The 5242-nt window shown below is 38.4% G+C and carries 5 protein-coding genes; 3 read left to right on the top strand and 2 right to left on the bottom strand.

Annotated elements, in window-relative coordinates:
• Positions 1 to 649 precede the first annotated feature (649 nt).
• Positions 650 to 1780, bottom strand: a complete 1131-nt coding sequence (locus Q0895_RS13330; RefSeq protein ID WP_299189750.1) for a sterol desaturase family protein — start codon at positions 1778 to 1780, stop codon at positions 650 to 652.
• A 456-nt stretch (positions 1781 to 2236) separates the two neighbouring features.
• On the opposite strand from Q0895_RS13330, the gene Q0895_RS13325 reads away from it, so the two are divergent.
• From Q0895_RS13325 to Q0895_RS13315, 3 genes are all read left to right on the top strand, one after another.
• Positions 2237 to 2722, top strand: coding sequence for a hypothetical protein (locus Q0895_RS13325; RefSeq protein ID WP_299189747.1), 486 nt, complete (start codon positions 2237 to 2239; stop codon positions 2720 to 2722).
• A 255-nt stretch (positions 2723 to 2977) separates the two neighbouring features.
• Positions 2978 to 3403, top strand: a complete 426-nt coding sequence (locus Q0895_RS13320; RefSeq protein ID WP_299189739.1) for a YbaN family protein — start codon at positions 2978 to 2980, stop codon at positions 3401 to 3403.
• Between the two features lie 240 nt (positions 3404 to 3643).
• A complete protein-coding gene (locus Q0895_RS13315; RefSeq protein WP_025644841.1) occupies positions 3644 to 3853 on the top strand; it encodes a cold-shock protein in 210 nt (69 codons plus the stop codon).
• Between the two features lie 88 nt (positions 3854 to 3941).
• Here the strand turns inward: Q0895_RS13315 and Q0895_RS13310 are convergent, their stop codons facing one another.
• Entirely contained in the window at positions 3942 to 5027 is a 1086-nt protein-coding gene (locus tag Q0895_RS13310) for a YeiH family putative sulfate export transporter (protein WP_299189736.1), read from the bottom strand.
• Between the last annotated feature and the right edge of the window lie 215 nt (positions 5028 to 5242).

The raw sequence follows: 5242 nt of genomic DNA, 5'->3' as shown, positions 1-5242 counted from the left end.
ATTGAATAAGTCATCGTTTATTTCATTAAATGCAATTGTTAATAGGATTGTATCGGTTTTATTTGGATTAGACTATACTTTATCAGACATATAGACCATGAGTACATTATTTACAGTTTGGATGAGTATGAAGAAAGACTGAAAAATAATAGAAAAAAAGGACAAGGAAAAGTAAAAACATTTAAAGTTAATAAGGCTAAAATACCCTTTTATTTTTGTTATAAAGATCAACTATTCCTCTATATAGTTTTAAACAGTTTTTTTACACATAAAGATCTGATTAAAGAGTATTTTGAAAATTTTGATTTGGGTTAATAATCGTTTCACTTGAAATTATGTTGCTTATTATAGTTTTCCAATCCCAAAGAAATGACCAATTAAATTGAAACCAGCAAGCGTAGCATGGGTGAAAAAATACTGTAGGTTGAAGTCAAGGCACGAGACCTAGCAAGTCGTTTAAAGCAAAAAGCCTTTATAGTGCTATGCTGTAGCGATTTTTTTATTTCTAAAATATCCAAGCGATAAAATCGATTGCAATAACTAATCGTTAGCGTATGTGGTATTCGTAAGAAATTTATCGCATTTATAGGCGAAAGGGGGGGGGGTGTAATTATCATTCCTATAGTAGTTAAAAGCCTAAATAATTAAATCAACTTTTCTTACGCCCTTCATTTTGCAGCGGATACACCAACTGCGCCACAAAGCCCTCTGGTATTTTTGTATTGGCTGTCGTACCGTATTTTTTGGGTAAATGGTCTGGTAGATGAGCGGTTTTGAATAGCACATCATAAATGGGTAGAAAGGCCGCAAAGTTTTTGTCCCACGCTTCTTTTTCTGAGGAATGATGCCAATGATGAAACTCTGGCGTTGCCAGAAGCCAGCGAAAATACGGAAAACGAAAACGTACATTGGCATGAATAAAAATGGCATGAAAAGAGATAAACACTAAATAAGCATAAGTTGCCGCCGGAGAGAAGCCCATAAACAATAAGGGAATATAACCGACAAAACGATTCACAATCAGCTCAAACACATGCACCCGACTTGCCGCCAGCCAGTCCATGTGATGCGAAGAATGATGTACCGCATGGATGCGCCACAGCGACGGGACTTTGTGCATAGTGCGATGAATCCAGTAACTAAAAAAGTCCACTATGATCAAAATTTCTATAAATTGCAGCACCAAAGGCTGACTACTGACCATTTGATGCCATGAGGGATTGAGCCATTGGTTAAATAAAATCTGCGCAGGAATGATAGTAAAAAAGCTCAATAACTGAATACCCAAATGGCTAAACATAAAGTATTTAATGTCGGTTACCCAGCCAGATCGCAACAGTTTTTGTTCTTTATATTTGGCATAAAACCGCTCCATTGGAATAAACACCAGCGCGGAAATTAACAGAGTTAAAATAAAATAGTCCAAGCCGGCATACATACTACGCTCATAGTAATTGGGCTCGATCTGTCCTGATGCGAGCAGCGCTGCAAAGGCATTGAGTAACATACCCGCCATTCCCCAGCGCTTAGACGGATTGCATAGTAGGCTAATCACACCCGACACAAAGCCAATGACCACACTGGCAAACAATAGGCCTCGTAAAATATTTGCATTATATAAAGGTCTAAAATCTGGCGTGGTGAGCAGATTAGGGAATAAAAAACACAGAGCAGCAAGCGTAGTAAGTATGCCCAAAGACACCGCAATAAAAGCGGACACTTGTCCTGATCCTTTTCTTATTTCACGGTCTTCAAAGTGCTTTCGGAGTAATTTACTCATAGTTTTAATTGGTTAATGGCATTTGGATATAATCTAGCATTATTTAGCATAAATGATTTTAATAATTACTCGACATTATTAGATAAATAACAAGTATTTGCATAATACTTGTGAGGTAGCTATATACTCGATCCACCATAAAAGAAACACAGCGCTACAGGGATAAATTTTTTGCAGCCTTTGTCTGCGTAGGCACAGGAAGCAAAGAAAAATTTGTTCCAGTAGCGCGTTATGATATTTATACTTATTTTATTTAGGACGGAATATAGCATCAGTACAGCAAAATTAAGTCTTAGACATTTTATTACAAATCAAAGCGATAAGGCTGATAGTATAAATATAAGCGCACTGACTTCTCTAAAAGTTAGGTTTAAACAGATAAAAGCAGATTATTGAATTGGGTCGGTGTACAAGATATTTTTAAATCATGTTCTAGTAGATTTAGGAATAATAATTATGATAAATATACACGTAGTCTTTTGGGTCGCCCTGACGTTTTTTACCTTCCTTGTTACCGTGAGTAACATAAAGGGTCATAAATCAATTACAGATCGAGGAGGCATGCCAAGAGTGCTCAGTAGCGATAAGCTCGATATTGAGCCCAGCTTTTATAGAGCTGATGCCACCTTGCACGATATTATATTTTTTCATGCGTCGGCCTCAGGTGCCGCCATCGTTCTATTGGTCTTGATTATAAAGGGTGAAATGTTATTCCCAGGGACGGTTGTTCTGTTTGGTCCACTATCTTCTATCGCGATATTCACTATTAGTATTGTGCTTCTTTTATTTGCATTTTACTTCTATAGCATCTCAATTTTGAAACTTGGCGATACGCTGGCCAAGATGAAGTTTAATGGCAGAAGCATCGAGACCAAGTATGCAATTTTGGCTGTCTTTGGTTACTTTTTGATATTTCCAATCATTGCTTTGATATTGGTTTAGCATCTGTTAAAAGCATGATTTTTAATAAAAACCGCTCATAACTTAGGTTGTAAGCGGTTTTTTGTTGGTTAATTTTATCCAAATATACTTAATAATAGTAAAATAATGCAAAAATAGCCTTGTACCGCTTTTCACGTTATTGCATGCTTACATACTTATATAGGTAGCCGTGCTCTTGTTATTTAGCTTTGTTTTAGCTTTATAAATAAAGTTTATATAGCCAACTACTTTTTACCGCGTATCGAAATCATCTTTATGACTGACAATAAAAAATCCTTTTATTACCGACCAAAGACCAATCAATCCAGTAGTCCAACGATACGCTGGACGTTTGTGACGCTTGGCTGGCTGTTTTTTATTTTAGGTATTATCGGTATCTTGTTACCAGTGATGCCGACCGCGCCTTTTGTACTATTGGCAGCTGCATGCTGGGCAAGAAGTTCACGCCGCTTTCACTTTTGGCTGATCAATCATAAGTATTTTGGTAAGTATGTCCGCGATTGGGAGGAGAACCATGCTGTTCCTTTGTATGCTAAGTGGCTTGCGACTATTATGATGGGTTTTTCAACGGCAATGTTATTTTATCGTTTACCAGCAGATATGCTATGGATTGCATGGGCAGTCGCCCTTGTATGTAGTGGGGTAGCGGTATATTTGTTTCGCTTACCCAATGCCGAATAAATGTGAAGTGATGACTAAAATACATGATAGTATATTCGGTTACATGAAATATGAGATAAAGCTTGCGCTAAGTGCTTTCACGTTTTATAATACGTCCAAGCTTAAAAGCAGTTCTGCACCAAATCATTACCTCGTAGTATTAGTTATAATCCTTCGTTTTAATATTTATCGTTCAGTAGCTATTTGCAAGCGTTACCGGTCTATTAGACCACAAATAAATTAAATATCAGGGTTATGACTATGTCAGACGTTCAAAAAGGTACAGTTAAGTGGTTCAACGAAGCTAAAGGCTTTGGTTTCATCGCTCCAGAAAACGGCGCAGACGTTTTTGCTCATTACAGCGAAATCAGTGGTTCTGGCTTCAAAACTTTGGCTGAAGGCCAAGAAGTTGAGTTCACTGTAACTCAAGGCCAAAAAGGCCCACAAGCACATAACATCGTTGCTATCTAAGTAGCTATTATCTAACTAACATTAGATAAATAGATGTAAAAAAACGAACCTTTGGGTTCGTTTTTTTTGGTCTATGATTTATGTTTACCTACAAGAGGCCAATACCAACATTAATCAGCCCGCCGCCAACTATCAGCCAACCAAACATAGTTGCTCCCAAAATAAGCGGTCTGACGCCTGCTTGCTTAATGGCGCTCAAATGAGTGGTTAAGCCTAGCGCAAACATTGCCATCGTTAGTAAAATATCATCTAACAAAATCATATTTTGCTCAAAACTCTCAGTCATTGGCACCCATGTATGCAGTATAACAATAGCAATAAAGACAAAAGCAAACCAAGGTACGCTGACCTGTCTAATACGCGCTATAAACGATAATTTTTTATCGCTGTTTTGACCATCGCCCTTGGTCAAGGCAAACGATAAAACCAGTAAAAATGGCGCGAGCATCATGACACGGATCATCTTAGTCACAACAGCGGTATTGCCAACCTCGGTACTCACTGCGTTACCAGCGACGACAACTTGGGCCACTTCATGGACGGTTGAGCCAGTATAGACACCGTATTGCTCTGCATTAAGCCAAGGCTGTAGCCAGCCAAGATGATACAAAAACGGATAAAGCAGCATGGCTATAGTGCCAAACACTACCACTGTCGCTACTGCAATCGTAACCTTGTGCGCCTCAGCCTTGACCACTGGCTCTGCGGCTATTACCGCTGCTGCACCGCAAATACTAGCGCCTGAACCAATCAACAAAGTGGTTTTTTTGTCAACCTTTAGCCACTTTGTGCCCAGCCAATATGTCAGTAAAAATGTCGACGTCAATACCAGTGCATCGGTCATGATCGCTGGCATACCGACGCTTGCAACTTGCGTTATCGTCAGCTTAAAGCCATAAAACATAATAGCAAGTCGCAAAATCTGACCTTTCGCAAAGACCACGCCAGCGTTTAGGCGTTCAGCAAAATTAGAATAAATCGTATTACCAAGGATCATCCCAAGTAAGATGGCTAATGTCAAAGATGACAAACCCACGATACGTCCGTTCGACCAAGTATCCAAACTACTATTTAGCCATAAACAAAATAAGCTACCAATCAGCACCACAATAAGCCCTGCCAAGTGGCGATTGCTTGGCAAATAGTGAGTCATTGTTTGGGTCAAAGCGTGCATAACAGACGCATCCTACTATTGATAATCAAGATAAGAATAAGCTTATGAATAGACAGTATAAGCTAACTTAATTTATAATAAAAACAGATTAATAAGATACAACCTATCGAAATTTTAGGTTAATAAATTCAAATTAAATAAGGGGCTGTAGTAGATAAGGATTAAATATCACACCATTTTCTCAAGGTTTTCAGCTGATTAGATGGTGAGCCATA

The sequence above is a fragment of the uncultured Psychrobacter sp. genome, assembly GCF_947495825.1.
Lineage (GTDB): Bacteria > Pseudomonadota > Gammaproteobacteria > Pseudomonadales > Moraxellaceae > Psychrobacter.
This window is presented reverse-complemented; position numbering and strand designations above follow the sequence as displayed.

Coding starts and splice junctions, on each gene's coding strand:
- Q0895_RS13320 (WP_299189739.1), top strand. CDS start 2,978: ATGACTGACAATAAAAAATCCTTTTATTACCGACCAAAGACCAATCAA.
- Q0895_RS13315 (WP_025644841.1), top strand. CDS start 3,644: ATGTCAGACGTTCAAAAAGGTACAGTTAAGTGGTTCAACGAAGCTAAA.
- Q0895_RS13325 (WP_299189747.1), top strand. CDS start 2,237: ATGATAAATATACACGTAGTCTTTTGGGTCGCCCTGACGTTTTTTACC.
- Q0895_RS13330 (WP_299189750.1), bottom strand. CDS start 1,780: ATGAGTAAATTACTCCGAAAGCACTTTGAAGACCGTGAAATAAGAAAA.
- Q0895_RS13310 (WP_299189736.1), bottom strand. CDS start 5,027: ATGCACGCTTTGACCCAAACAATGACTCACTATTTGCCAAGCAATCGC.